The organism is Pseudomonas sp. Sample_23, assembly GCF_004307595.1.
GTDB lineage: Bacteria > Pseudomonadota > Gammaproteobacteria > Pseudomonadales > Pseudomonadaceae > Aquipseudomonas > Aquipseudomonas atacamensis.
In genome coordinates this window covers 419,771-443,014 of record NZ_RCNX01000083.1, presented here as the reverse complement: position 1 = coordinate 443,014, position 23,244 = coordinate 419,771, and the positions used below count along the sequence as shown (strand labels likewise).

Annotated in this window: 25 protein-coding genes, 1 tRNA gene and 1 pseudogene; 15 read left to right on the top strand and 12 right to left on the bottom strand. The window is 57.9% G+C overall.

Annotated elements, in window-relative coordinates; translation table 11 throughout:
- Nucleotides 1-77: 77 nt before the first annotated feature.
- A complete protein-coding gene (gene rfbC / locus D8U82_RS22005; protein WP_016772161.1) occupies nt 78-623 on the bottom strand; it encodes a dTDP-4-dehydrorhamnose 3,5-epimerase in 546 nt (181 codons plus the stop codon).
- A gap of 82 nt (nt 624-705) precedes the next feature.
- Entirely contained in the window at nt 706-1,362 is a 657-nt protein-coding gene (locus tag D8U82_RS22000; protein WP_241668078.1) for a DUF3916 domain-containing protein, read from the bottom strand.
- A gap of 79 nt (nt 1,363-1,441) precedes the next feature.
- On the opposite strand from D8U82_RS22000, the gene D8U82_RS21995 reads away from it, so the two are divergent.
- From D8U82_RS21995 to D8U82_RS21955, 9 genes are all read left to right on the top strand, one after another.
- Nucleotides 1,442-4,354, top strand: a complete 2,913-nt coding sequence (locus D8U82_RS21995) for an aminotransferase (RefSeq protein WP_130902948.1) — start codon at nt 1,442-1,444, stop codon at nt 4,352-4,354.
- A gap of 305 nt (nt 4,355-4,659) precedes the next feature.
- Complete coding sequence (gene aguB / locus D8U82_RS21990; protein ID WP_016772158.1) at nt 4,660-5,538, top strand: N-carbamoylputrescine amidase; 879 nt, start codon at nt 4,660-4,662, stop codon at nt 5,536-5,538.
- Entirely contained in the window at nt 5,538-6,644 is a 1,107-nt protein-coding gene (gene aguA / locus D8U82_RS21985; RefSeq protein WP_130902947.1) for an agmatine deiminase, read from the top strand. The genes aguB and aguA overlap by 1 nt, the downstream gene beginning before the upstream one ends.
- 245 nt (nt 6,645-6,889) lie before the next feature.
- Nucleotides 6,890-7,102: a hypothetical protein gene (locus tag D8U82_RS21980; protein WP_016772156.1), complete on the top strand. Its 213-nt coding sequence runs from the start codon at nt 6,890-6,892 to the stop codon at nt 7,100-7,102.
- A gap of 461 nt (nt 7,103-7,563) precedes the next feature.
- Nucleotides 7,564-8,868, top strand: a complete 1,305-nt coding sequence (locus D8U82_RS21975; protein WP_056787155.1) for an OprD family porin — start codon at nt 7,564-7,566, stop codon at nt 8,866-8,868.
- Between the two features lie 231 nt (nt 8,869-9,099).
- Nucleotides 9,100-9,846, top strand: coding sequence for a 2OG-Fe dioxygenase family protein (locus tag D8U82_RS21970; protein ID WP_016772154.1), 747 nt, complete (start codon nt 9,100-9,102; stop codon nt 9,844-9,846).
- 79 nt (nt 9,847-9,925) lie between these two features.
- The gene (locus D8U82_RS21965) at nt 9,926-10,303 is read left to right on the top strand and encodes a GNAT family N-acetyltransferase (protein WP_003220700.1); all 378 of its coding nucleotides are present in this window, start codon (nt 9,926-9,928) and stop codon (nt 10,301-10,303) included.
- Nucleotides 10,300-11,016, top strand: a complete 717-nt coding sequence (locus D8U82_RS21960) for an AzlC family ABC transporter permease (protein ID WP_016772152.1) — start codon at nt 10,300-10,302, stop codon at nt 11,014-11,016. The genes D8U82_RS21965 and D8U82_RS21960 overlap by 4 nt, the downstream gene beginning before the upstream one ends.
- Nucleotides 10,995-11,312: an AzlD domain-containing protein gene (locus D8U82_RS21955; RefSeq protein ID WP_041477503.1), complete on the top strand. Its 318-nt coding sequence runs from the start codon at nt 10,995-10,997 to the stop codon at nt 11,310-11,312. The genes D8U82_RS21960 and D8U82_RS21955 overlap by 22 nt, the downstream gene beginning before the upstream one ends.
- Here D8U82_RS21955 and D8U82_RS21950 read toward each other — a convergent pair.
- Nucleotides 11,229-12,155 (bottom strand): LysR family transcriptional regulator, encoded by a 927-nt coding sequence (locus tag D8U82_RS21950; RefSeq protein ID WP_122611119.1) that lies wholly within the window; start codon nt 12,153-12,155, stop codon nt 11,229-11,231. The genes D8U82_RS21955 and D8U82_RS21950 overlap by 84 nt on opposite strands.
- Nucleotides 12,156-12,623: 468 nt before the next feature.
- Between D8U82_RS21950 and D8U82_RS21945 the strand changes: the two genes are divergently transcribed.
- The 4 genes from D8U82_RS21945 (at nt 12,624) to D8U82_RS21930 (ending at nt 14,416) form a co-directional block, all read left to right on the top strand.
- Complete coding sequence (locus D8U82_RS21945) at nt 12,624-12,914, top strand: type II toxin-antitoxin system RelB/DinJ family antitoxin (RefSeq protein ID WP_125917396.1); 291 nt, start codon at nt 12,624-12,626, stop codon at nt 12,912-12,914.
- Nucleotides 12,911-13,195, top strand: coding sequence for a type II toxin-antitoxin system YafQ family toxin (locus tag D8U82_RS21940; RefSeq protein ID WP_347238849.1), 285 nt, complete (start codon nt 12,911-12,913; stop codon nt 13,193-13,195). Before D8U82_RS21945 ends, D8U82_RS21940 begins: the two co-directional genes overlap by 4 nt.
- 136 nt (nt 13,196-13,331) lie before the next feature.
- Nucleotides 13,332-13,739, top strand: a complete 408-nt coding sequence (locus D8U82_RS21935; protein ID WP_125925811.1) for an MbcA/ParS/Xre antitoxin family protein — start codon at nt 13,332-13,334, stop codon at nt 13,737-13,739.
- Nucleotides 13,736-14,416, top strand: a complete 681-nt coding sequence (locus D8U82_RS21930) for an RES family NAD+ phosphorylase (RefSeq protein ID WP_110644796.1) — start codon at nt 13,736-13,738, stop codon at nt 14,414-14,416. Before D8U82_RS21935 ends, D8U82_RS21930 begins: the two co-directional genes overlap by 4 nt.
- Here the strand turns inward: D8U82_RS21930 and D8U82_RS21925 are convergent.
- Nucleotides 14,407-15,225, bottom strand: a complete 819-nt coding sequence (locus D8U82_RS21925) for a lipopolysaccharide biosynthesis protein (protein ID WP_130902945.1) — start codon at nt 15,223-15,225, stop codon at nt 14,407-14,409. The two genes, D8U82_RS21930 and D8U82_RS21925, sit on opposite strands and share 10 nt — an antisense overlap.
- 373 nt (nt 15,226-15,598) lie before the next feature.
- Between D8U82_RS21925 and D8U82_RS28515 the strand changes: the two are divergent.
- Nucleotides 15,599-15,712: pseudogene (locus D8U82_RS28515) on the top strand (transcriptional regulator); the annotation flags it as partial.
- Nucleotides 15,713-15,785: 73 nt separating this feature from the next.
- Here D8U82_RS28515 and D8U82_RS21910 read toward each other — a convergent pair.
- The 6 genes from D8U82_RS21910 to D8U82_RS21885 form a co-directional block, all read right to left on the bottom strand.
- Nucleotides 15,786-15,861, bottom strand: a tRNA-Thr gene (locus tag D8U82_RS21910).
- 406 nt (nt 15,862-16,267) lie between these two features.
- The gene (locus D8U82_RS21905) at nt 16,268-17,524 is read right to left on the bottom strand and encodes a methyltransferase (RefSeq protein WP_130902944.1); all 1,257 of its coding nucleotides are present in this window, start codon (nt 17,522-17,524) and stop codon (nt 16,268-16,270) included.
- Nucleotides 17,505-18,194, bottom strand: coding sequence for an ABC transporter permease (locus D8U82_RS21900; RefSeq protein WP_016772145.1), 690 nt, complete (start codon nt 18,192-18,194; stop codon nt 17,505-17,507). Before D8U82_RS21900 ends, D8U82_RS21905 begins: the two co-directional genes overlap by 20 nt.
- Nucleotides 18,191-18,886 carry an ABC transporter permease gene (locus D8U82_RS21895; protein ID WP_024011207.1) on the bottom strand — a complete coding sequence of 232 codons (696 nt, stop codon included), beginning with the start codon at nt 18,884-18,886 and terminating at the stop codon, nt 18,191-18,193. The genes D8U82_RS21900 and D8U82_RS21895 overlap by 4 nt, the downstream gene beginning before the upstream one ends.
- A gap of 77 nt (nt 18,887-18,963) precedes the next feature.
- On the bottom strand, nt 18,964-19,716 hold the full coding sequence (locus D8U82_RS21890; protein WP_125925801.1) for an ABC transporter substrate-binding protein: 753 nt from the start codon (nt 19,714-19,716) through the stop codon (nt 18,964-18,966).
- Between the two features lie 13 nt (nt 19,717-19,729).
- Entirely contained in the window at nt 19,730-20,503 is a 774-nt protein-coding gene (locus D8U82_RS21885; protein ID WP_024011209.1) for an ABC transporter ATP-binding protein, read from the bottom strand.
- A gap of 543 nt (nt 20,504-21,046) precedes the next feature.
- Between D8U82_RS21885 and gabP the strand changes: the two genes are divergently transcribed.
- Complete coding sequence (gene gabP / locus D8U82_RS21880) at nt 21,047-22,438, top strand: GABA permease (RefSeq protein ID WP_016772141.1); 1,392 nt, start codon at nt 21,047-21,049, stop codon at nt 22,436-22,438.
- A gap of 78 nt (nt 22,439-22,516) precedes the next feature.
- On the opposite strand, the gene vapC is transcribed toward gabP, so the two are convergent.
- Nucleotides 22,517-22,915 (bottom strand): tRNA(fMet)-specific endonuclease VapC, encoded by a 399-nt coding sequence (gene vapC / locus D8U82_RS21875; RefSeq protein WP_016772140.1) that lies wholly within the window; start codon nt 22,913-22,915, stop codon nt 22,517-22,519.
- Nucleotides 22,915-23,145, bottom strand: coding sequence for a type II toxin-antitoxin system VapB family antitoxin (vapB, locus tag D8U82_RS21870; RefSeq protein WP_125925800.1), 231 nt, complete (start codon nt 23,143-23,145; stop codon nt 22,915-22,917). Before vapB ends, vapC begins: the two co-directional genes overlap by 1 nt.
- Nucleotides 23,146-23,244 lie beyond the last annotated feature (99 nt).

Sequence of the window (23,244 nt, the reverse complement as noted above, 5' to 3'; positions counted from 1 at the left end):
GGGACCTAGACTCCGCTTCCTCGCCTGTTTTTGCCTTGCCTGATCACCGCTCGGCGAGTTTTTGTACAGACCTGGCCTCAGGCGAAGACGTCAGCGTCCTTGAGCAGCGCAGCCGCCTGGTCCTTGGCCGACAGCTTCGGCGCTTCGTCCAGTTGCCAGTCGATGCCCAGCGCCGGGTCGTCCCAGCGAATGCTGCGCTCGGAAGACGGGTCGTAATAGTTGGTGGTCTTGTAGAGGAATTCGGCGAACTCGCTCAGCACCACGAAACCGTGAGCGAAACCTTCCGGTACCCATAGCTGACGATGGTTTTCCGCCGACAGGCGCACCGCCACCGATTTGCCGAAATGCGGCGAGCTGCGACGGATGTCCACCGCCACATCGAGCACTTCACCCGCGGTCACACGAACCAGTTTGCCCTGGGTGTTCTGCAACTGGTAATGCAGACCACGCAGCACGCCTTTTTGCGAGCGCGAATGGTTGTCCTGTACAAACTGCGTTTCCAGACCGGTGGCGTCCTGAAACGCCTTGGCATTGAAACTCTCGTAGAAAAAACCGCGCTCGTCGCCGAACACCTTGGGTTCGATGATCAGAACACCGGGCAGATCGGTGGTGATGACATTCATGAGGATTTCCATAGACAGGTTTGAATGGGCGACATTCTTGCGCAAAGCGCTGCGGGGCGCGAGTGCGGACTACGCCGGAGCGTCAATCGACCTCGCCAAAATACCAGTGTTCCTCTTCATAAGTCTGCCCATCCCAGCCTTCAACCTCGTAGCGCAAACCTCGTTCGCGCATGCCCTGTGGCAACACAAGACCCCATTCTTGAGCCAGGCTTTTGCCGGTTTCGACATATTCGCTGTCGGAGGCAGGGATGTGACCGCGGTGGTATTCCAGATCCGTATAGATACAGATTTCGCTGGAAAACATGCCGGGAACACAAATGGCTGCGACCACCCTGCAGTCAAGCGCATGCTCAGGACGAGCCAGGCGTAGGTGCTGCGCCGCGTCGATCAAGTGCTGGGCACATTGCCTTTTCAGATCGGTCGTTGCCTGTTTTCCTTCGACCATCGCCATGTGAATCGGAATTTTCCAGTTCCAGTATTTATCTTCGAGAGTGAGGTCGGCTGGAAAGTATCCCTCGAAGTCGGCGGCCCAAGAAGCCAATGCACGTAAGCGGCGAGGGATGTTGCGAACCTTTTTGTCGGTAAGGGCGAGGCGACGATGGGACATGACTTGGGCTTGCATCCGTGCTGTGAATTCGGGGCGCAGATTGCACAGCGCGGCGCTGAAACACAATCTGAAAGTCTTGTAGGAAAGTTTGCCTGGGAGGCTTTCGCGATGATCTTGCCGTTTTCCTTTCACCGGCCAGCGTCTTGAGGGGTTGCGTAACCGCCAAGGCAATGGCGATATAAGCGCCTAATAAAATTTCAGGGGTCGTTTCATGCCGCTCGCCACGTTGATTCATCGCGCCAGTTTGCCCGGTCCGCAGGTTTCAGAGGCGCAGGCGCTGCAATGGCTGGCCGAATATTACGGGTTCAGCGGCACGTTGCAGGCGCTGGGCAGCCAGCAGGATCTGAATTATCGCGTCGACAGCGAGCGTGGACGCTTCGTGCTGAAAGTCTGTCGTGGCGACTACGCTCTTGTGGAGTTGCAAGCCCAGCACGCCGGGCTCAAATACTTGGCCGAGCATTCGGCGATCAAGGTGCCGCGCGTCATCGCAGCCAATAACGGTGCCGATCTGTTGTCGTTGCAAGTCAATGGCGAAACGGTGCATGTGCGCTTGCTGGAGTACATCGACGGCCAACCATTGACCGATTTCGATCATCTTGGCAAAGACGTGGTCGCCGGGTTTGGCCGACTCTGTGGCGAGATGGATCTGGCCCTGGCAGGTTTCGATCACCCGGGTCTTGAACGCACCTTGCAGTGGGACGCGCGTCACGCCAACGCTTTGATCAGTCATCTATTGCCGGTAATCACCGACGCGCAGCAGGGTGCGGTGATCAGCGCTGCCGCCGAGCAGGCCGAGCGCCGTTTGCAATCGTTGCTGGACAAACTGCCGGTGCAGGCGATTCACATGGATATCACCGATGACAACGTCGTCTGGGCGCGTGATGCCCAGCGGCATTGGCAGTTGCAGGGTGTGATCGACTTCGGCGATCTGGTGCGCACCTGGCGTATCACCGATCTGTCGGTGACCTGTGCGGCTTTGCTGCATCACGCCGATGGCGATCCGTTTGTCATCCTGCCGGCGGTCAAGGCTTATCACGCGGTCAATCCGTTGCAGTACGCTGAGCTGCAAGCGCTGTGGCCATTGATCGTGGCGCGGGCGGCGGTGCTGGTGCTCAGTGGCGAGCAACAGGTGAGCATCGACCCCACCAATACGTATAGCCGCGACAATCTCAGTCACGAGTGGGAAATCTTTCACGTCGCGACATCGGTGCCACAGGCGCTGATGGAAGCGGCGATTCTCACCGCCGTGGGCCAGACCGTGCCGAAGGTCGAAAACCCGGAATTTGCGCCATTGCTGCCCGGATTGGTCGGGCGCGAATTCGCGCTCATCGATCTGGGCGTGTTGAGCCCGCATTTCGAAGCGGGCAATTGGGAGCAGCCGGGCATTGATCAGCGCTTGCTGACAGAGGCCGAAGCGGTGCACGGGCTGGCGGCGACGCGTTATGGTCAGTACCGCTTGTCACGTACTCGGCCAGACAGCGCGACTGAGCCGGACACGTTCCCGTTGCATGTCGAATTGCGTGTGCCGACCGGAACCGAAGTTCAAGCACCGTTCGCCGGCGTGCTGAAGCAAGCGGCAAACGGTGCGCTGCAACTCGATGGCCCACAGTTCAGCGTTCGCCTGTGGGGCGTGACGCCTGTTCTTGAACATGGGGTGGCAGTGGATAGAGGCCAGAAACTCGGTGAAGTCACTGGGCCGCTGATTGTGCAGTTGTGCCGAGAAGCAGAGCTCGACGCGCCGCTGTTCTGCACGCCGTCCCGTGCATCGGCGTGGCAGGCGTTGTGCCCGTCACCGGCGATGCTGCTCGGGCTGGCCTGCGACGCCGAGCCTGAGCTGGACGCGAAAACCCTGATCGAACGCCGCGATGCCAGTTTCGCCCGCACGCAAAAACACTATTACGTTGACCCACCGCGCATTGAACGCGGCTGGCGCAATCACCTGATTGATATGCAGGGCCGCTCGTATCTGGACATGCTCAATAACGTCGCCGTGCTCGGCCACGGTCACCCTCGGATGGCGGCGGTCGCGGCGCGGCAGTGGTCGTTGCTCAATACCAATTCGCGCTTCAACTACGCGGCGGTCGCCGAATTTTCCGAGCGCTTGCTGAAGCTGGCGCCGGAGGGCATGGATCGCGTGTTCCTGGTCAACAGCGGCAGTGAGGCCAATGACCTGGCGATTCGTCTGGCCTGGGCCTACAGCGGCGGGCGCGACATGATCAGCGTGCTCGAGGCGTATCACGGCTGGACGATCGGCGCCGATGCGGTATCGACGTCGATTGCCGACAACCCGAAGGCCCTGGAAAGTCGCCCGGACTGGGTGCACCCGGTGCTGGCGCCGAACACGTATCGCGGCGAATTCCGTGGCGCCGATTCGGCGCCGGATTACGTGCGCAGCGTCGAGCATCATCTGCAAAAACTGGCCGAGCAAAAGCGGCAACTGGCCGGTTTCATCTGCGAGCCGGTCTACGGTAATGCCGGGGGTATTTCTTTACCGCCGGGTTATTTGCCGCAGGTGTATGAAAAAGTCCGCGCGCAGGGTGGAGTATGCATCGCTGACGAAGTGCAGGTCGGTTACGGGCGCATGGGTCATTTTTTCTGGGGCTTCGAAGAGCAGGGCGTGGTGCCGGACATCATCACCATGGCCAAGGGCATGGGTAACGGTCAGCCACTTGGCGCGGTGATCACTCGCCGGGAAATCGCCGAGGCGCTGGAGGCTGAGGGCTATTTCTTCTCGTCGGCGGGCGGCAGTCCGGTCAGTTGCCAGATCGGCATGGCGGTGCTCGATGTGATGGAGGAAGAAAAGCTCTGGGAAAACGCTCAGGTCGTCGGCGGCCACTTCAAGGCGCGCCTGGAAGCGTTGATCGATAAACATCCGCTGGTCGGCGCGGTGCACGGCTCCGGGTTTTATCTCGGGCTGGAACTGATCCGCAATCGGCAGACGCTGGAGCCGGCGACCGCCGAAACTGCGTTCCTGTGTGATCGCTTGCGTGAGCTGGGGATCTTCATGCAGCCGACCGGCGACGATTTGAACATTCTCAAGATCAAGCCACCGATGGTGACGTCGCGCCAAAGCGTGGATTTCTTTGTCGATATGCTGGATCGGGTGCTTACCGAAGGCATTTAAGCAACGCACATCCCCTGTGGGAGCGAGCCTGCTCGCGAAAGCTGTGTATCAGTCGCCACATGCGGTGACTGACACAGCGCATTCGCGAGCGGGCTCGCTCCCACATTTGTTTTCGGTCTGAAGTCCGATTTGTATCGATTTAATTGGCGTTCAAACAGAGAGATTTCTTCTTTACAGCTTCTAAAGCCGATATTTATCGGTTATAAAGTTGCCATTGCTCCGGCATGGCGATCTTTTGTCCGGTGCGCGCGTTTTCTTTTCGGTCGAATTCTTCGACCGTCAAAGCACTAGCCCGGAGATGATTCATGAGCCGTATCGTTACCGTCGCCGCCACGCAGATGGCCTGTTCGTGGGACCTGGAAGCCAACCTCGAAACCGCTGAAAGACTGGTCCGCGAAGCCGCCGCCAAAGGCGCGCAGATCATCCTCATCCAGGAACTGTTCGAGGCGCCGTACTTTTGCCAGAAGCCCAATCCGGATTACCTGCAACTGGCAACGACGGTTGAAGAAAACGTGGCCATCAAGCATTTCCGGAAAATCGCCAAAGAGCTGCAAGTGGTGCTGCCGATCAGCTTCTACGAACTGGCAGGGCGTGCACGCTTCAACAGCATCGCGATCATCGACGCCGACGGCAGCAACCTCGGGATTTATCGTAAAAGCCATATCCCCGACGGCCCGGGCTATCACGAAAAGTATTACTTCAACCCGGGCGACACCGGCTTCAAGGTATGGAACACCCGTTATGCGAAAATCGGCGTCGGCATCTGCTGGGACCAGTGGTTCCCGGAAGCGGCGCGCAGCATGGCCTTGCAAGGCGCGGAAATTCTCTTTTATCCGACCGCGATCGGCAGCGAGCCGCACGACAAGACCATTTCTTCGCGCGATCACTGGCAGCGGGTGCAGCAGGGCCATGCCGGCGCCAACCTGATGCCGCTGATCGCCAGCAACCGCATCGGCAACGAAGAACAGGACGGCTACGACATCACCTTCTATGGCTCTTCATTCATCGCCAACCAGTTCGGCGAAAAAGTGCAGGAGCTGAATAAAACCGAAGAAGGTATTCTTGTGCACACGTTCAACCTCGACGAGCTGGAACACATTCGCAGCGCGTGGGGTTCATTCCGCGACCGCCGGCCGAATCTGTACGGCGCGTTGAAAACCCTCGACGGTTCCCTGGAGTCCTGATGACCACATTGAAAAGTACCCCACGCGCCGATGGCTTCTACATGCCGGCCGAGTGGGCGCCACAAACCCAGACCTGGATGATCTGGCCCGAGCGCCCGGACAACTGGCGTCTGGGTGGCAAACCGGCGCAGGCCGCGCACGCCACAGTGGCCAAAGCCATCGCCCGCTTCGAGCCGGTGACCGTTGCCGTCTCCGCCGGCCAATACGAAAACGCCCGCGCGCGCCTCGATGTGCCGAATATCCGCGTGGTGGAAATGTCCAGCGACGACGCCTGGGTTCGTGACAGCGGCCCGACCTTTGTTATCAATAACCATGGTGAAGTGCGCGGTGTGAACTGGGATTTCAACGCCTGGGGCGGTTTCGATGGCGGCCTGTATGCACCGTGGAACCGTGATTCGCAGGTCGGCGGCAAGATCCTCGAGATCGAGCGCAGCCCGCGTTACCGCACCGAAGGTTTCGTGCTCGAAGGCGGTTCGATTCATGTCGACGGCGAAGGCACGCTGATCACCACCGAAGAATGCCTGCTCAACCGCAATCGCAACCCGCACCTGAGCCGCGGAGAAATCGAAGCCGTACTCAGCGACAATCTGTCTGTGGACAAGATCATCTGGTTGCCGGATGGCTTGTTCAACGATGAAACCGACGGCCATGTGGATAACTTCTGCTGCTACGTGCGTCCGGGCGAAGTGCTGCTGGCGTGGACCGATGATCCGCAGGATCCGAACTACCCGCGCTGCCAGGCCGCAATGAAAGTGCTGCAAAGCAGCACCGACGCCAAGGGCCGCCCGTTCACGGTGCACAAAATGCCGATTCCGGGGCCGCTCTATGCGACCGAAGAAGAGTGCGCCGGCGTCGATGCGGTGGACGGTTCGCAGGAGCGCAATCCTTCCGTGCGTCTGGCCGGTTCCTACGTGAACTTTCTGATCGTCAACGGTGGCATCATCGCGCCGAGCTTCGACGACCCGAAGGACGCCCCGGCCAGGGAAATCCTGCAGACGCTGTTTCCGCAGCACGAAGTCGTGATGGTGCCGGGCCGCGAACTGTTACTGGGTGGCGGCAATATTCACTGCCTTACCCAACAGCAGCCAGCGCCGCACAAAGAGTGAGTTGAGTCGTAACAGCTTGAGTTGATTCACAAATCAGCCAAGCAATGATTAGCTCGCTCAGCATCAAAGCAAGCCCGCGGCCCGTCAGGACCGCGGGCTTGTTTGTATCCGCCGGTCGACATTCGGGTCGCCTTGGCATAGCTCTTGTATTGCTCCTGATGCACTAGGGAAGGAGGGGAACTTCAACAGTTCTGTCACAAACCTTGGATAACGTAGCCGCTCACGAACGGGGAGAGAGCGCTGAAATGAACGCCGAAGTGAACGTAATCAGCGAGCGGACTGTGCATCCCATGGCCGTCAACGGCGAATCGCTCCAGCTTGTCGCGCACTGGTTGAAGTCCAATGGTACGCGTCAGATCAGACAACCTGATCCGCGCCGGATGATGATCGAGCGTTACCCCGCTGGCCTGTTCAGCGAGGCCGAGCTGGAAGCCTTGTGGGATGTGATGGAAGGATAAGAACAACAGGGATTGGTAAAAGCGCTGCCGGGATGGCGGCGCTTTTTTTTGCCTGATTTTTATCCACAGGTATTCAAAAGTGGGAGCGAGCCTGCCCGCGAAGGCGTCAGCCCTGCCAATGACTTTGTTGACTGATCCAGCGCTTCGCGAGCAGGCTCGCTCCCAAAGTTCAAACTCCCTGTTTAATCCGTTTTTTCTGCAACCGTCCAGCAAAAAAATTACGTTTCTTAGACGTTTTTCGCCTATTTAAAGACGATTCTTGAAATTGACACACAGTTCAGGGCGCGGCTACGATTCGGCCCAACGCCTGTGGCTAACCGCCATGACTCAAAATAAGGAGCAGGCCCGCCATGACGTTAACGTCGGCGGGCTTTTTTGTTTCGGGGTGAATACAAGAGTGCAGAAAGCGCCGTTTCAGCCGTTCGACACAGCGCGTTTCAACCCGTAATAAGGAAAACAAAATGTTGAACAAGCGAATCAGTCTGATCGCACTGGGGATGTTGAGTGCTACACAGGCCATGGCTAACGACCAGGCCGAATCCAAGGGTTTCGTTGAAGACAGCAGCCTGAAAGTACTGTTGCGCAACGCCTACATCAATCGTGATTACAAAGACGGTAACAAGGACAAGGCCGAATGGGGCCAAGCGGCCATCGGTACGTTCTCGTCGGGCTTCACTCAAGGCACCGTCGGTGTCGGCGTGGACGCTTTCGGTCTGTACGCATTGCGCCTGGACGGCGGCAAGGGCCGTAGCGGCGCCGGCGGCATCGACTTCTTCAAACAGGAAAATGACGGTCGTGCGAACCACGACATCGCCAAGGGCGGTGCTGCGGTCAAGTTTCGCGTATCCAACACCGTACTGACCTACGGCGACCAGATGCCGGCCCTGCCGGTGCTGAGCTACGACAACGTGCGTCTGCTGCCGGAAAGCTATACCGGTACTTTGATCACCTCCCGTGAGATCCAAGGCCTGGAATTGAACGCCGGCCGATTCACCGCCGAGTCGCGCAAGAGCGATGAAGGCCGTGACAGCGGCGGTCTGAAGTCGATCAACGTGTTGGGCGGCAGCTATCAGTTCACCGAACACTTTAAAGGCGCGCTGTATGCGTCCGACGTTGAAGACGTCTTGAAGAAACAGTACGTGAATGCCAACTACGTGATTCCGTTCAACAAGGATCAGTCCCTGACCCTGGATTTCAACGGCTATCGCACCAAGCTGGACAGCTCGTACGTACGCGAAAACACCGTGCCGGGTGAAAGCATCGTCACCGGTCGCGACAACAAGATCTGGAGCCTGGCAGCCACTTTCGCCACCGGCCCGCACTCGTTCACCGTGGCGCATCAGCGTTCCACTGGCGACAGCAACTTGGGCTACGCCTATGGCGGCTATCAGAAAGACCAGGGTCGTGTCGGCGACGGTGGCAACTCCATCTACCTGGCCAACTCCTACTGGTCTGACTTCAACGCCGAAGACGAACGCAGCTGGCAGCTGGGTTATGGCCTGGACTTTGGTTCGTTCGGCGTTCCGGGTCTGAGCTACAACTTCGCTTACGTGCGCGGCGACAACATCACCACGTCCACCAGCGAAGGCGGCACCGAGCGCGAGATCTTCAACCAGTTCAAGTACGTCGTGCAAAGTGGCCCGGCCAAAGACCTGAGCGTGAAGTTGCGCAGTTCGATCCTGCGCGTGTCGCAGAAATCCAGCGAGTACAACGTCAGCGGTAACGAGCTGCGTGTATTCGTGGACTATCCGATCAACATCTTCTGATGATCGATCCGCTGTAAGAAAAATGAGAAAACCCCGATTCGTTCGGGGTTTTTTTTCGGCGGTTTTTCAGCGCAAACCGTAAATAACCGGTGTTTTTGTCATGTAAAAGTCGTTTTTCAAGCGCTGCAGATTTCGTTTCAAGCAGTGCTTCAAATGCCTGAAATTCTTTCTCATGGACGCAAATTCTCCACCCAATAGATTAGGGCGTTCAACGCAGCGGAGAATTTGGTAATGATCGTTTTGAACAGAGAAGTGGGCGAATCGCTACGGCGCGACAAGTTTGTCAACGTCCAGGGTGGTGACTTCAATCTCTACGGTCATTTTGCCGACTTCGTCAGACTGACCAAAAGTTGGGAAAACATGGAGCCTGACAGCTACTACGGTCAGGCCGAAGCCGGCATGCGTTACCGTCGTTACAGCGACTTTGAATACAACCCGAAAACCCGCGAGCTCAAGCAACTTGAGCATCGCGCCTATGTGCAATCGAAAGAGAACAACGCTTACGTCGGCGGCGTGGTACGACACTTTCAGGACTTTTCCGAAGAAGTGATCTCTTCGCCGGTGATGCGCAGCCTGATCGACACCGATTTCGAAGTGTACAAAAGTGTGCTGCCAGAAGAGTTGCACGATGAAATCTGGCAGTGCCAGATCCATCAGATCCGCATCGAGATCAAACCCGGCAAACAGCTGGAAATCACCCCTGAAGGCATTCATTGCGACGGCTATCCGTTCAGCGGCGTGCACTTCTGGGGGCGCAATAATGTCGAGGGCGCTGAGAGTCGTTTGTACGACATTCATCAGCAACAGCTGGCGGCGACCACCTACGAGGAAATTCTCGATACCACCTACTTCCTCGATCGCGACATGCGCCATTACGTGACCCCGGCGCGCAACACCCACACCCATGCCATGGCGTACCGGCAGATTCTGGCGATTTCCTTCTCGCGGCCCGGGACCGCTTTCGACATTGTTCGCTAATCAGATCACCCCAATCGACGGCGTCGAGTGCTCGACGCCAGTGGTACTGCGCCGCGCCACCGCCAAGGATGCACAACGCATGGAGCGCTTCTTCCGCCAGTTCGACGAAGTGTCGTTCTGCGAATGGCAGGACGCCAAATGCCTGCGCGGCGTGTTGATCCAGAAAACCACCACGGCGTACCTGGCTTTCGATGTCGAGGGCGAGATCGTCGGCGCGGTGCTCGGCGGCATGCTCGGCAGTCGCGGCACGATCAACCATCTGGCCGTGAGCCCGCGTTACCGCAGCCAGGGCGTTGGCCAGCGTCTGGTCGAAGCAGCGTCGTCCGACATGAAACGGGTCGGGGTGCTGCGGATGTTTCTGTTCGTCGACGATGCTAACCTCGCGGGCAAGCGATTCTGGACCGCCCAGGGTTTTTGCGAGCCTCATGGCGAACGAACATTTGAGAGGGATCTATGAATGAAAGGTCCGGCAGCGCGCCGCTGATGGCGACTCATCAGCCGTCGCGCACGTTTGCCGAAGCCAGCCCGGTGGTCGCCGGGTATTTCACCGTGTCGTTTGTCTTCGGGTTGATGGCGGTCAACGCCGGCCTGCCGATGTGGCTGCCGGTGGCGATGTGCTTGTTTGTCTATGCCGGCGCTTCGCAATTTGCCGCGCTGGCGCTGATCTCCAGCGGCGCATCGCTGACCACCATTGTGCTGACCACGTTTCTGATCAATGCGCGGCACATGCTGATGTCGGTGTACATGGCCAAAGCCCTGCGTGCATTGGGCTTGAGCCGCATGGAGCGTTGGGCTTACGCCGGTGGCCTGACGGATGAATCCTTCGCCTTTCATAGCGTCAAGCTCGGCACGGGCGCACCGGTCAACGTGCGTTACCTGATCGGTTTCAATCTGTTCTGCCACACCTCGTGGGTGCTCGGCGGTTTGCTCGGTGCGGTCTGCGCGCAGTACGCGGCGCACTTGATCAAATATCAGCTCGACTACGCGCTGACGGCGATGATGCTCTACGTGCTGGTCTCGCTGTGCAACACGCGCAACAAACTGATCGCCGCCGCTGCCGCCGTGGTCTGCATGGGGGCGCTGAGCCTGATCGGCAGTTCGCCCTTCAACGTATTTATCGCCACGTTCGTGGGCTGCGGAGTGGGTGTATGCCTGACCAAACGTTCCTGATTCTGGTGGTGGTGCTGATGATGGCCGTGACCTTCCTGCCACGCGCCTTGCCGCTGCAGATCAACACCGACCACTGGCCGCCCTTCGTGGCGCGGGCGCTGGAATATCTGCCGGTGGCGATCGTCGCTGCGATCAGCCTCACGCCCTTGTTGATCAAGGACCGGCAGATCCAGCTCGATCGCCCGGAATTCTATGCTGCAATTCCGACGTTGCTATGTGCGTATTTCAGCAAAAACCTCTTTCTCAGTGTGGCGGTGGGGACGGCTGCGTACATTGCGCTCGGCTCGTTCATGTAGCGGCAGATCAACGACGTCGTTCAGCGCCTGGTGGGACAACTCCGGGTTGTTTACCGCCAGCCGGACTTCGAGGAAATCCTCGAAACCCGGAAAAATCGTCAGGCCGTTCTTCTGCGCCGCTTCACGCGAGACCATGCCGACCGCATCCATCTGCGTGATCAACGACAGCGTCAGGGTTTCGCTGCAGGAATAGACCATGCGCTGGCCGTTCTCGTGATTGCCCAGCCCGGCGTCGAGAAAACGCAAAAAGCTGTGGGAATACGGACAATCTTCCGCAGGACGCACTTGAAACTTGTTGCCCAGCAACGTCAGCGGATCGTTTTCCTGACCGCAATGCGCACCGACCACCTGCACCTGCACCTCCGGAAGGACGATGCTCGGCAGCCCCGGCCGCTGCGGGCCGATCAGTACGGCAAGGTCGAAATCTTCGTTCTTCAGCTTGCTGAGATTTTCCATCGACTCGGCGTAGCTGAACTCCATCTGGTAATCGGGAAACACCTCGATCAGGCGCCCGATCATGCGCCGGTTGAAATCAGGCGACAGGGTGTTGTTCAACGCCACCTTCAACGTCCGCTGCCCGGGGACCTTCAGCGCCTCGACCTTTTCTTCCATCTGTCGCGTGGCAATCAGCACTTTGTCGATGTAAGGCGTGAGCTCCGTGCCTTGCGGCGTCAGCGTCAGGCCCTTGTTGGAACGGCGAAACAAGCGGAAACCGAACTGCTCTTCGACCTTGTTCAACTGTGCGGCCAACGCCTGCACGGTCAGGCACGAATGCTCGGCTGCGGCCGACAACGAGCCGGTCTGCACGATGCGCATGAGGTTGCGTAAGGTTCTGCTATCCATGGGTAATGCCCTCTGAAGTGGGCTGGGTATTGTTGTGTACGAAACGACGGAAACGGCGCCATATGCCGGCTATATTCCTGCACCTGAGCATAGTTGTCGCGGCTTTAGTAGCGAATTGATTTCCCCGCCGATGGCTGGAGGCTGACAGAGGATCGGGGTTTTTGGTGAAGCGGGGGTGATGAAGGTCAAAAAAGTGCGTGGTTTTGGTGCGCGGGGAGATTCTTTTCGAAGAGAAACAGCTTACATCTTCCTAGCTTTTTGCCTGCGTCATACGCAGATAGGTCTCGGGTAAAGTAACGATTTAGCTGATAGCGCCCAACAGTCAAAGGAGTTGAAATGGATGTCTGGCATGCGAGCCATGGTAGTAGATAACCACCTATCAACTTCGCGTTGACCGACGAAGATCACTCCGAACACAATGCAGAGGTAGCGCTGATGTAGCTACAAAACCACGATGAGGTAATTGAAATGGCTGCACTACTGAAAACTACCGATGTGCGCTGCCGCATTGATGAGGATTTGAAAGCGCGTGCCACTGAAGTCTTGAACGCTTGCGGGCTGAGCATTAGTGACGCCATGCGACTTTTTCTGCGACAGGTTGTTGCTACTCAGGGGCTTCCCTTCGAGGTGCGAGTTCCATCGGAGAAGACGGCCCGCGCAATGATGGAAGCACGAGAAATCCGTCAGCGTTTCGACTCGATAGACGACATGCTGAGGAATGCCGATGGCGAAACAGGAGAAAACACAAAAACGCGCTGATCGACACTAAACAGTGTGCACAGACTTCTGAATTCAAGAAGTCTTGGGATCGTTACAACCGTGCCGGAAGGCGAGATATGAACGACGTTCGGAAGGTGATGGCAATGTTGTTCCTGGGGCAGCAGTTACCGGCAGAATATCTGGATCATGCGCTGACTGGAGATTGGTCTGGATTCCGCGAGTGTCATATCGGTGGCGATTTTCTGATGGTTTACGAGAACACACGTCCCGACCTGATCACGTTCGTGGATTTAGGGAGTCATTCAGAACTGTTTCAATAGCGCAGAAATACATAAGCCGGCTTAACTCCGGCTTCTGCGCATCTGATTGTTACGATTCGTTCGTTTGTGTATCAAAATACTAAAAAATTACAGTTATGTACTAGTCTTCAGCTAAGACAAAAATCAGGAGGCGTCTATGCCTACCTCATCCCCAGCTCTTACCCCATGCGAACAACTCGACGCCCCCGAAGCCGGCCGGGTTGCGCTGAAGTTCTTCTTCAGCCTCATGGAGCATTGGGGCTGTAGCGCCGAGCAACAACGCACCCTGCTCGGAGGAGTCGGCAACACCACGTTCTATAAATACAAACACCTGCCAAACATACGCCTGCCCCATGACACCCTCGAGCGCATCTCTTACCTGATGGGTATTCACAAGGCGTTGAGCATCATCTTCAGCAACAGCCGCGAGCGCGCCTACGATTGGGTCAGCAGCCCGAACACCGCGGCACCGTTCAATGGCAAAACCGCGCTGGATTACATGCTGGCGGGCCGGGTGGTCGATATCGCCGATGTGCGCCGCTACCTCGACGGAGTGCGCGGTTGAAAGCGCCGGCGCCGGTGGATGTGCCATGGCCGCGGGCGTATCGCATCGTCAACAGCAGCTTCCCGCCGATTGCACTGTTCGAAGACGTCCTCGACCCCGAGGACCTCGAAGTTGCCTACGCCATCGAAGCACTGACCAATGATCGGCTGGTCGAACAGGCCGGCGTCCTTGCCCGCGTACGTCCCGAAGATCGCCTGTCCGGCCCCGGTTCCAGCCCGGTGATGGCCGCGTTCACTCACGTCGGCAAACGCAGCCGTTTCAGTGACGGCACCTTCGGCGTCTATTACGCCGCCAGCAGCCAGGCTGCGGCGATCGCCGAAACCTGTTTTCATCAGGAACGTTTTCTCGCGGCGACCCGGGAAGCCGATCTCGAATTGACCATGCGTACTTACTTCAATCAGGTGATCAGGCCGCTGCATGATATTCGCCATGGCTTTGATCATCTGCATCAGCCTGATCCTGAAGCCTATGGCCCATCACAACTGTTCGCGCGACAACTGCGCGACGCCGAGTCGTGGGGCTTGCTCTATAACAGCGTGCGGTTGCCCGGGCATGAGTGCGTTGCGGCGTTTCGGCCGCCGGCGGTATCGATTCCGAAGCAGGGCAAGCATTTGCGCTATGTCTGGAGCGCAAGTGAGGGCAGAATTTCGTTTGTATTCGAGATCAGTCAGGTCTGAATTATCGCTTTGACTTCGTCGAGCGTTGTGACGGGAATGACGCTGGATGGAATTCGCGAAGAGGGCGACAAGTTGTAAACGGCAAATTTACTGTCGATGACTTTGTCGGACATGAGTTTCAGAGATGGAAGAATTCTGGAATGAAAATGCTGGTCCAGCCCGCACGGGGAGATAGAGCTTCCATCAGTCTCGTAAAAACGCCCGGCCGACTGGTTCATATCCGCTCCCACCAAAATCACCTTTGAAAAGCCTGCGTGATAGGCAAGTTGGAGTGCGAGATACAAGACTGTGCGGGCATCAAAAAAACCATGGGCCAGGTTTTTGCTGAACCCGATACTGCGGTTTCGGCTACCCAGAACAGCGCGATTACGTACCAGATCCTGGTTGTTGCGAAGTAGCCATTCAGTCAGGGTTGGTTTGGGCGCTTTCTTCAGAAGATAGAGATCACCTGTCGGTTCAACGGCGAGTTCCTGGGCCTGGCGAGCCCAGAGAGCTACTCGCTGACTGGTGCGCATTGCATAGGCAAACAGATCAGGCTGTTGTAGCGAAAAACTGGTGTCGGTGCATGCATAGAAGAACGGCTTTATGCCTGTTCCCGTGAACATGGATATCGCGCCGTTCACCGTGATCATCGGGATGTCGGCAAACTGTTCAATGGGAAAGTCCTTCGCGGAGTTACCCGACGCGATTATGAATACAGCGCCTCGAGCAATGTTTCGACAGTCAGAAAAGTCCCTGATTTGCGAACGTGCGGAGCCGTTTGGCGTTTCTGATGTTGAGTTCATCGATGGTCTCTTGGTCCATGTCATGCATTCAGTCCGTTGTGCTGACGTGATGAAGCGAGATGACTCTTCTATAGCGCCGCGCTTTGTAAGTGAGTGTTGCGCTCGGCGTTAGTTCCCGTTTGGCTGCTGGGCAGCCGAAGCGTTGGCCAAGAACGCTCCAGTGGCTGGCGGGTTATCTGGATAGATGCAGGAGGGAAGTCGGATATGTCCGCGCACCAAGGGACCTTGAGGAAGGCCGGCATGTTTTCGGCAGGCCTGAAATGCAAAAAGCCCTCGCATCAACGAGGGCTTCGAATGGCGGTTTGCATCAATGCCTTTCTGGTGGCGAATCCATTACTTCACCACATCATCGATCAATGCCTTGCTTGGCTCGTGCAGATACTGCGAGGCATAAGCGCGGACTTTGCAGGATTGGGAGCAGGGGCGCAGGCAACCGACGGGTGCAGTGCAGACTCTCTTGCGGGTCGCAAGTCAGCATCCTGAGGCGTTGCGGGATTTGTATCCTGCCTGATCCCCATAGTTGACTTCTTGGCTGACTCAGAAACAACAAAGCCCCTGCATTTCTGCAGGGGCTTTGTTTTGTATGGTGCCGGCACCAGGAGTCGAACCCGGGACCTACTGATTACAAGTCAGTTGCTCTACCAACTGAGCTATACCGGCGTGTGGGCGACGATTATAGCGATTGGGTAGATCCTGTAAACCCCTGAATTCAGACTATTTTTGCATTCCGGAAAAATCAGGCCCTGCGCAAATTAATGCGCAGCTTTTGTACCTCAAGCGCAGTAAGGCATTTATGCAGGGCGTACGGTTGAGTCTGGGCTTTCGGGACCCTGCAGTTATTCACTCGGCCAGCCCAATATTCGTCGGTTATGTCCTTTTGGTTGGCAGCTTATGCACAACTGAGGGGCGCTAGGACTGCTTGGGCGAGGTTTAGTGCAGCCATTCTCATCTTGTTCGCAAATCCCTGTTTTACAGGTTTTTATTTATGTGAACAAAAAATGACCAGTGTCGTTAAGGCGATGAAACAGGCGCAGATATTGGATCCACGGCAAATCCATCAACAGAGTTATCCACAGGCTGTGATGTTTTCAGCGCGTTCGGCGAGCAGCAGTAAGTTTCGCGGTGTGAGTGAGGCGTCGCAAAAGGTGCCGAGGCGTACGACGTATCCCTGTTCTGCGAGGAAAAGCGCCCGATCCAGATTCAGCCAGAGCTCAAGCGGTCGTCGGAACAATCCGCGAAGCAATTCCAGGTTGCGCACTTCGGCCAACCGCTGCCAACCGGCGGCTTCGAGTGTCGACCAGTCTGGCGAGCCGACTGTGGATAACTCCTTCAGCGCTGCTAGATCGAGACAATAGTCCGCAAACGGTTTATCCAGCCAGGCGCTGGGCAGGGAGGGCGTTGGCAGGTATTCATTGACGCCGCGCACTTGCCGTTGCAGCAGGTCGAAAGCCAGGCGACGAGCCATCGAGGTGTCGCGCTGACGTCGGACGCGCGCACCGGCGGTGACGGTTTCGCTCATCGGCAACGCCAGATCTTCCAGCGACAGGTGTAGGAGTGATGCCGATCCCGCGCAGGACAAGGCCTGATATTCGTTACGACTGATGCGGTTGTAGCAGCACGGCGCAATCGCCATTTGCTGGCAACCTGCGGCACTGGCCAGTTGCATCAAGCGCACATGAAGATCACCGCAGGCGTGGAGGGCGACGGGGGTGTGGGCGGCGTTCAACACGGCCGGGGCGTCTGCCGCGAGTACATCCTGTTGGACATGCAGGGCGTGCAAGTGATGACGCTGACTCAAGGCCTGACCGCTGGCGACCAGCACCGGATCGTATTCAACGCAAGTCAATTGTTGCCCGGCACCCAACAGGCGCCGCCCCAGATGCCCTTTGCCGGAGCACCAGTCCAGCCAATGCGTCGGCTGCGAGGCGAAAGACAAGCGACTGGCAAACGCTTCAATCTGCTGCCACTTACGCCCCGGAACATCGACATTCAAGCCATGCCCGGCAGCTTCAAGCGCACGCCCCGCCAACTCACCGACCGCACTCAACTCTGCCGACAACTTCGCCAATGAAGCGAACGGCTCTGGCGCATCGACAAGGTCAGCAGGATGGTTATGCGTGCGTTCTGCATATTCCAGCGACCGCCCGCGTAGCCACGCAGACAACTCCGGGTAGGATGCTTCCCATGGAAGTTGTAGGTGAGTGAACGGCCGAGGTTTCCACAGCGCCTGATGCTTAATCAAGAAAGCATCCAGCGCGGTGAAGCGGGCGAGTAGGGCCTCGCCCGTCAGCACGTGGGAAGTATCAGCGGCCTTGGCAGGCATCGACGCGCAGCCAGCGCTCCAGCAGCTTGAAGCCGCGTACCAGCACGTAAGCCATGACCAGATAGAACACACCGGCGGCGAAGAAGATCTCCACCGGCAGATAAGTGCGGGCGATGATCGTGCGGGCCATGCCGGTCAGTTCCAGCAGGGTCACGGTGCTGGCCAGGGCGCTGGCCTTGAGCATCAGGATCACTTCGTTACTGTAGGCCGGCAGGCCGATGCGCGCGGCACGGGGCAGGATGATGTAGAACATTGCTTTGGGCCGGGACATGCCCAAGGCCCGCGCGGCTTCGATTTCACCTGGTGGAATGGCCTGAATGGCTCCACGCAGGATCTCGGCGATGTACGCCGCCGTATGCAGCGTCATGGTCACCGTTGCACACCAGAACGGATCGCGCAGGTACGGCCACAAGGCGCTTTCACGCACGGCGTCGAACTGCGCCAGACCGTAATAGACCAGGAACAGCTGCACCAGCAGCGGTGTGCCACGGAAAAAGAAGATGTAGGCGTAGGGCAGCGAACGCACGTACCAACGCTTCGAAGAGCGCGCGATGCCCAGCGGAATGGCGAGCAGCAGGCCGGCGATGACCGCGATGGCGACCAGTTCCAGCGTCAGGGTCGCGCCCTGTGCCAGTTTCGGCAGCCACTTGATGATGACCTCCCAGTTCATTGCGCGCTCCTCGCAAAGCCGCGAGCGGCGCGTTTTTCCAGCAAGTGCATGCCGGTCATCGCCAGCACCGTCAGGCCGAGGTACATGATCGCGGCGACCATGTAGAAGGTGAACGGTTGTTTCGACACGGTCACGCCAATCTGCGCGTGACGCATGATTTCTTCCAGACCGATGACCGATACCAGCGCGGTGTCTTTCATCAGGATCATGAACAGGTTGCCCAGGCCCGGCAGGGCGATGCGCCACATCTGCGGCATGATCAGCCGGGTAAAAATGCGCCACTTCGACAGGCCCAGGGCCTGGCCGGCCTCACGGTGACCCTTGGGAATGGCCAGCAGGGCGCCGCGAAACACTTCCGTGGCGTAGGCGCCGAAGCACAGGCCCAGTGCGATCACACCGGCGGCAAAGGCGTTGAGTTGCAGGTCGGGGTTGCCGAAGTACTCACCGAGGGTGCGCATCAGGTTGACCGTACCGAAGTAGATCAACAGCACCCAGAGCAATTCCGGGACGCCGCGTACCAGCGTCGAATAAGTGCCGCCAAGCCATTGCAGCGGCTTGTACGGGGAAGTCTTCGCCAAGGCGCCGAGCAGGCCGAGCACCAGGCCCAGGCACAGGGCGGTGAGGGCCAGTTGGACGGTCATCAGCGCGCCAGCGGCGAGCGCCGGGCCGAATCCGTAGAGGTCGATAATCATGGGTTTCTGTTCAAATTGCGGCAGGCAAAGTCGGGAGCCGGTGCCGCTTGATCACGGCGCCGGTCCCACAGGTCAGATCAATAGATGCTGAACGGGAAGTACTTGTCGTTGATTTTCTTGTAGGTACCGTCAGCGACGATTTCCTTGAGGGCTGCGTTCAGCTTGTTGCGCAGCTCGTTGTCACCCTTGCGCACGGCGATACCGATCTTGTCGCTTTCCACCACCGGGTCGCCCTTGAACTCGTAGTCCTTGCCGGCGTCGCTTTTCAGCCAGTCATAGTTGGCGTACTTGTCGGCAAGGATCGCGTCGACACGACCGGAGGTCAGGTCGAGGTAGGCGTTTTCCTGGGTGTCGTAGAGGCTGACCTTGATGTCGTCACCGTAGGTGTCTTCCAGCCAGGTGCCGGCCAGCGTTGCGCGCTGGGTGCCGATGGTCTTGCCCTTGAGCGAGTCCTTGTCGGTTTTGAAATCGACGTTTTTCGGTGCGATGAACTGCAGCTTGTTCGAGTAGTACGGATCGGTGAAGTCCACCGCGCCTTTGCGCTCTTCGGTGATCGACAGCGAGGAGATCAGGAAGTCGAATTTCTTCGCGTTCAGGGCTGGAATGATGCCGTCCCAGTCGGAAGTGACGACGGAGCATTCGGCTTTCATCTTCGCGCACAGGGCGTCGCCGATTTCCTTGTCGAAGCCGACCACCTGGCCGCTGGCGTCTTTATTGTTGAACGGCGGGTAGGCCGCTTCGATGCCCATCTTCAGGGTTTCAGCCATGGCACCGGCGCTGAATGCGAGGGTGACGGCGGCGGCCAGGAAGACCTTTTTGAAATTCTGCATGCATGTTGCTCCGTTAGCGGTTGCTGGACATGAATTGTTTGCAGCGCGCCGAAAGCGGGTTGTCGAACACCTGCTGTGGCGATCCTTGCTCTTCTATAAGGCCCTGATGAAGGAACACCACTTCGCTGGAGACCTGGCGGGCGAAGCCCATTTCGTGGGTCACGAGCAGCATGGTGCGGCCTTCTTCGGCCAATGCGCGGATGACACTAAGTACTTCCTGAACCATTTCCGGGTCAAGCGCGGAGGTCGGTTCGTCGAACAGGATCACTTTCGGCTGCATTGCCAGCGTGCGGGCGATGGCGGCGCGTTGTTGCTGACCACCGGACAATTGCGCCGGGTAGGCGTGGCGCTTGTCAGCGATGCCGACCTTGGCCAGCAACGCTTCGGCGACTTCGATGGCCTCGGCCTTGCTCTGGCCGAGCACGCGGCGCGGGGCCTCGATAACGTTGTCGAGCACGCTCATGTGCGGCCACAGATTAAAGTTTTGAAATACAAAACCAATCTCCGAGCGCAGGCGATTGATCTGCTTGCCGTCGGCGGCGACCAGTTCGCCGTTCTTCGCGGCCTTGAGCTTGAGTTCTTCACCAGCCACGAGGATCTGGCCCTGGTGCGGGTTTTCCAGCAGGTTGATGCAACGCAGGAACGTGGACTTGCCGGAACCGGAAGAGCCGAGGATCGAGATCACGTCGCCGTCGCGGGCGGTCAGCGAGATGCCTTTGAGCACCTCCAGCTGTCCGTAGCGTTTGTGCAAGTTGCGGATTTCAAGCGCGGGCGTGGCCTCAGCCATGTGCGTTCCTCATATATGTTGCGCTCCTGCTGTTGGCGGGCCTTCCTGGCGAGGCGGCCAAGCTAGCATAGCGTTTCAATGGCAGCCAACAGCGCTACGAGCGGTAAACGGGTGGCATGTGGCGGGTTGTCGCATCGGCGCAGCAGACTGTCGCCCCATCAACAACCGAACGGGTGTTTGATCATGCAAACCCGTGGGTGCCGCGTAAAAAAAGGCGCGATGTTGCCAGCTTTGGCGGGGTGTTGGAAGCGCTATCCGGCCGAACGTTCCTTATTCGCCCTTTTTCTGTGCGTCGCACACTTTTTCTGTGTGTTTCTGGTGCGCGGATTCGTCTTGAAAGTGAGTCGCCGGGTAACGTTCTGGCGAATAGCCATTAAACTCAATGACTTGCATCGGATGCCGGAGCCCCCGGCCCTCAAGGACTTGAAACATTTTGGCGCAAATATTGCGTGCAGAATAAGGAACAGGCCGTTGGATTCTTTTTACGAGAAAGAATTTTCAGGCGCGCCGGATGCACTCGCTTTCCTTGCAAAGGTAGTCTCTATGAGCAGTACCCCAAGCTCCACTGGCCTCGAACAGGGGCTCAAACCGCGTCATGTGACCATGTTGTCGATCGCCGGTGTGATCGGCGCCGGTCTGTTCGTCGGCTCCGGCCACGCCATTGCTGCCGCAGGCCCGGCCGTGCTGCTGGCTTACGCCGCCGCCGGTACGTTGGTGGTGTTGGTGATGCGCATGCTCGGCGAGATGGCCGTGGCTTCGCCGGACACCGGTTCGTTCTCGACTTACGCTGACCGCGCGATCGGTCACTGGGCCGGTTTCACCATCGGCTGGCTGTACTGGTGGTTCTGGGTGCTGGTGATTCCGCTGGAAGCCAACGCCGCCGCGACCATCCTGCATGCGTGGTTCCCGGGCGTGGACATCTGGGCTTTCGCGCTGGTCATCACCATGCTGCTGACCGTGACCAACCTGTTCAGCGTGAAGAATTACGGTGAGTTCGAGTTCTGGTTCGCCCTGATCAAGGTGCTGGCGATCATCGGCTTCATCGGCCTCGGCCTTGCAGCGATTTTCGGCTTCCTGCCGACCAGCCAGGTCAGTGGCGTTTCGCACCTGTTCGACAGCGGCGGCTTTCTGCCCAATGGCATGGGTGCTGTGCTGGGCGCGATCCTGACCACCATGTTCTCGTTCATGGGTACCGAAATCGTCACCATCGCAGCGGCGGAATCGAAAGACCCTGGCAAGCAGATTTCCAAAGCGACCAACTCGGTGATCTGGCGGATCGGCCTGTTTTATCTGGTTTCGATTTTCATCGTGGTGGCGCTGGTGCCGTGGAACGATCCTACCCTGGCCAACCTCGGCTCCTATCAGACCGTACTTGAGCGCATGGGCATTCCCAACGCGAAGATGATCGTCGACATCGTCGTACTGGTGGCGGTGACCAGTTGCCTGAACTCGGCGCTGTACACCTCGTCGCGCATGCTGTTCTCCCTCGGCAAGCGCGGCGATGCCCCGGCCATGTCGACCCGCACCAACAAGAGCGGCACGCCTTACTGGGCGGTGATGCTGTCCACCGGCGCTGCGTTCCTCTGCACCTTCGCCAACTATGTGGCTCCGGCAGCGGTGTTTGAGTTCCTCCTGGCCAGCTCCGGCGCCATCGCCCTGCTGGTGTACCTGGTGATCGCCTTCTCGCAACTGCGCATGCGGAAACAGCGCATGGCGCGCGGCGAAAAAATCGTCTTCAGCATGTGGCTGTTCCCGGGTCTGACCTGGGCGGTGATCATCTTCATTGTCGCCGCGCTGACCATCATGCTGTTCCAGGAAGCCCACCGCGTGGAAATCCTCGCCACCGGTCTGCTGAGCCTTATGGTGGTAGCGGCTGGTCTGCTGGTGTCGCGCCGTCGCAAGCTGGAGAAGCGTGGTGCGGTGGTGTTGAACTGAGTCGTAACGCGTGATGTAAAAACGGCCGCTGTCAGGGATGACTAGCGGCCGTTTTTGTTTCTGAGCTTTCCAGTCAGGTTAAACCCAGTCCTCGATTCGCAAACCGGAAACGCGTTGAAACTCCCGTACGTTGTTCGTCACTACAATGAGTCCAAGTGAGCGTGCGTGGCCAGCGATCATTTGGTCGTATGGCCCGATCGGCGTTCCAGCCTTCGCGAGTTCAGATCGAACCATCCCGGCCTGTGCGGCTGCGTCGTTATCGAAAGGCAAGACATCCAGTCGCGCGACAAATCCTTCAACAATTGCCAGATTTTTCTCCGGGGCCGCCGACTTTTCAGCACCGTAAATAAGCTCCATAAGCGTGATAGCGCTGATGCACAACTGCCCGGAATGTCGATTGAAGGCTTCCCGGACAATTTGTGGTTTGTTCTTGATGGTGAAGATGCAGATATTTGTATCCAGCATGTACTTGATCATCAGAACGACTCGCGCTCCTGTTCAGTGGGTTGCTCACGGTTAGCCATGAAATCAGGGCTGACGCAGTCGCCATCAAACCAGCTATCCCAGCTTTCTCCAGCAGGCGTAATGACGCGTGTTCTGCCAATCGCGATGACTTCCACTCGTTTAACGTCGCCGGGCATCGCAACTGCCTTTGGCAGTCGGACTGCCTGACTTCTGTTGCTCATGAAAATTGTGGTCTGCTCCATATTCGAGCTCCCGGGTCTGTTCCTGTGATTAGCTCAGGATAGATCGTGCTGGGGATATGTCAATGGGATATACATCGTCACCGGACAAAGAGTAGCTAG

Excerpts from the sequence above, each read along its gene's own strand:
- D8U82_RS21965 (WP_003220700.1), top strand. The coding sequence starts at position 9,926 with ATGGAGCGCTTCTTCCGCCAGTTCGACGAAGTGTCGTTCTGCGAATGG.
- D8U82_RS21970 (WP_016772154.1), top strand. The coding sequence starts at position 9,100 with ATGATCGTTTTGAACAGAGAAGTGGGCGAATCGCTACGGCGCGACAAG.
- D8U82_RS21890 (WP_125925801.1), bottom strand. The coding sequence starts at position 19,716 with ATGCAGAATTTCAAAAAGGTCTTCCTGGCCGCCGCCGTCACCCTCGCA.
- D8U82_RS21905 (WP_130902944.1), bottom strand. The coding sequence starts at position 17,524 with ATGCCTGCCAAGGCCGCTGATACTTCCCACGTGCTGACGGGCGAGGCC.
- aguA (WP_130902947.1), top strand. The coding sequence starts at position 5,538 with ATGACCACATTGAAAAGTACCCCACGCGCCGATGGCTTCTACATGCCG.
- D8U82_RS21925 (WP_130902945.1), bottom strand. The coding sequence starts at position 15,225 with ATGACATGGACCAAGAGACCATCGATGAACTCAACATCAGAAACGCCA.
- D8U82_RS21895 (WP_024011207.1), bottom strand. The coding sequence starts at position 18,886 with ATGATTATCGACCTCTACGGATTCGGCCCGGCGCTCGCCGCTGGCGCG.
- gabP (WP_016772141.1), top strand. The coding sequence starts at position 21,047 with ATGAGCAGTACCCCAAGCTCCACTGGCCTCGAACAGGGGCTCAAACCG.
- D8U82_RS21885 (WP_024011209.1), bottom strand. The coding sequence starts at position 20,503 with ATGGCTGAGGCCACGCCCGCGCTTGAAATCCGCAACTTGCACAAACGC.
- D8U82_RS21945 (WP_125917396.1), top strand. The coding sequence starts at position 12,624 with ATGGCTGCACTACTGAAAACTACCGATGTGCGCTGCCGCATTGATGAG.
- D8U82_RS21900 (WP_016772145.1), bottom strand. The coding sequence starts at position 18,194 with ATGAACTGGGAGGTCATCATCAAGTGGCTGCCGAAACTGGCACAGGGC.
- D8U82_RS21950 (WP_122611119.1), bottom strand. The coding sequence starts at position 12,155 with ATGGATAGCAGAACCTTACGCAACCTCATGCGCATCGTGCAGACCGGC.
- vapC (WP_016772140.1), bottom strand. The coding sequence starts at position 22,915 with ATGATCAAGTACATGCTGGATACAAATATCTGCATCTTCACCATCAAG.
- D8U82_RS21955 (WP_041477503.1), top strand. The coding sequence starts at position 10,995 with ATGCCTGACCAAACGTTCCTGATTCTGGTGGTGGTGCTGATGATGGCC.
- vapB (WP_125925800.1), bottom strand. The coding sequence starts at position 23,145 with ATGGAGCAGACCACAATTTTCATGAGCAACAGAAGTCAGGCAGTCCGA.
- D8U82_RS21960 (WP_016772152.1), top strand. The coding sequence starts at position 10,300 with ATGAATGAAAGGTCCGGCAGCGCGCCGCTGATGGCGACTCATCAGCCG.
- rfbC (WP_016772161.1), bottom strand. The coding sequence starts at position 623 with ATGAATGTCATCACCACCGATCTGCCCGGTGTTCTGATCATCGAACCC.
- D8U82_RS21995 (WP_130902948.1), top strand. The coding sequence starts at position 1,442 with ATGCCGCTCGCCACGTTGATTCATCGCGCCAGTTTGCCCGGTCCGCAG.
- D8U82_RS21935 (WP_125925811.1), top strand. The coding sequence starts at position 13,332 with ATGCCTACCTCATCCCCAGCTCTTACCCCATGCGAACAACTCGACGCC.
- D8U82_RS21980 (WP_016772156.1), top strand. The coding sequence starts at position 6,890 with ATGAACGCCGAAGTGAACGTAATCAGCGAGCGGACTGTGCATCCCATG.
- D8U82_RS21975 (WP_056787155.1), top strand. The coding sequence starts at position 7,564 with ATGTTGAACAAGCGAATCAGTCTGATCGCACTGGGGATGTTGAGTGCT.
- aguB (WP_016772158.1), top strand. The coding sequence starts at position 4,660 with ATGAGCCGTATCGTTACCGTCGCCGCCACGCAGATGGCCTGTTCGTGG.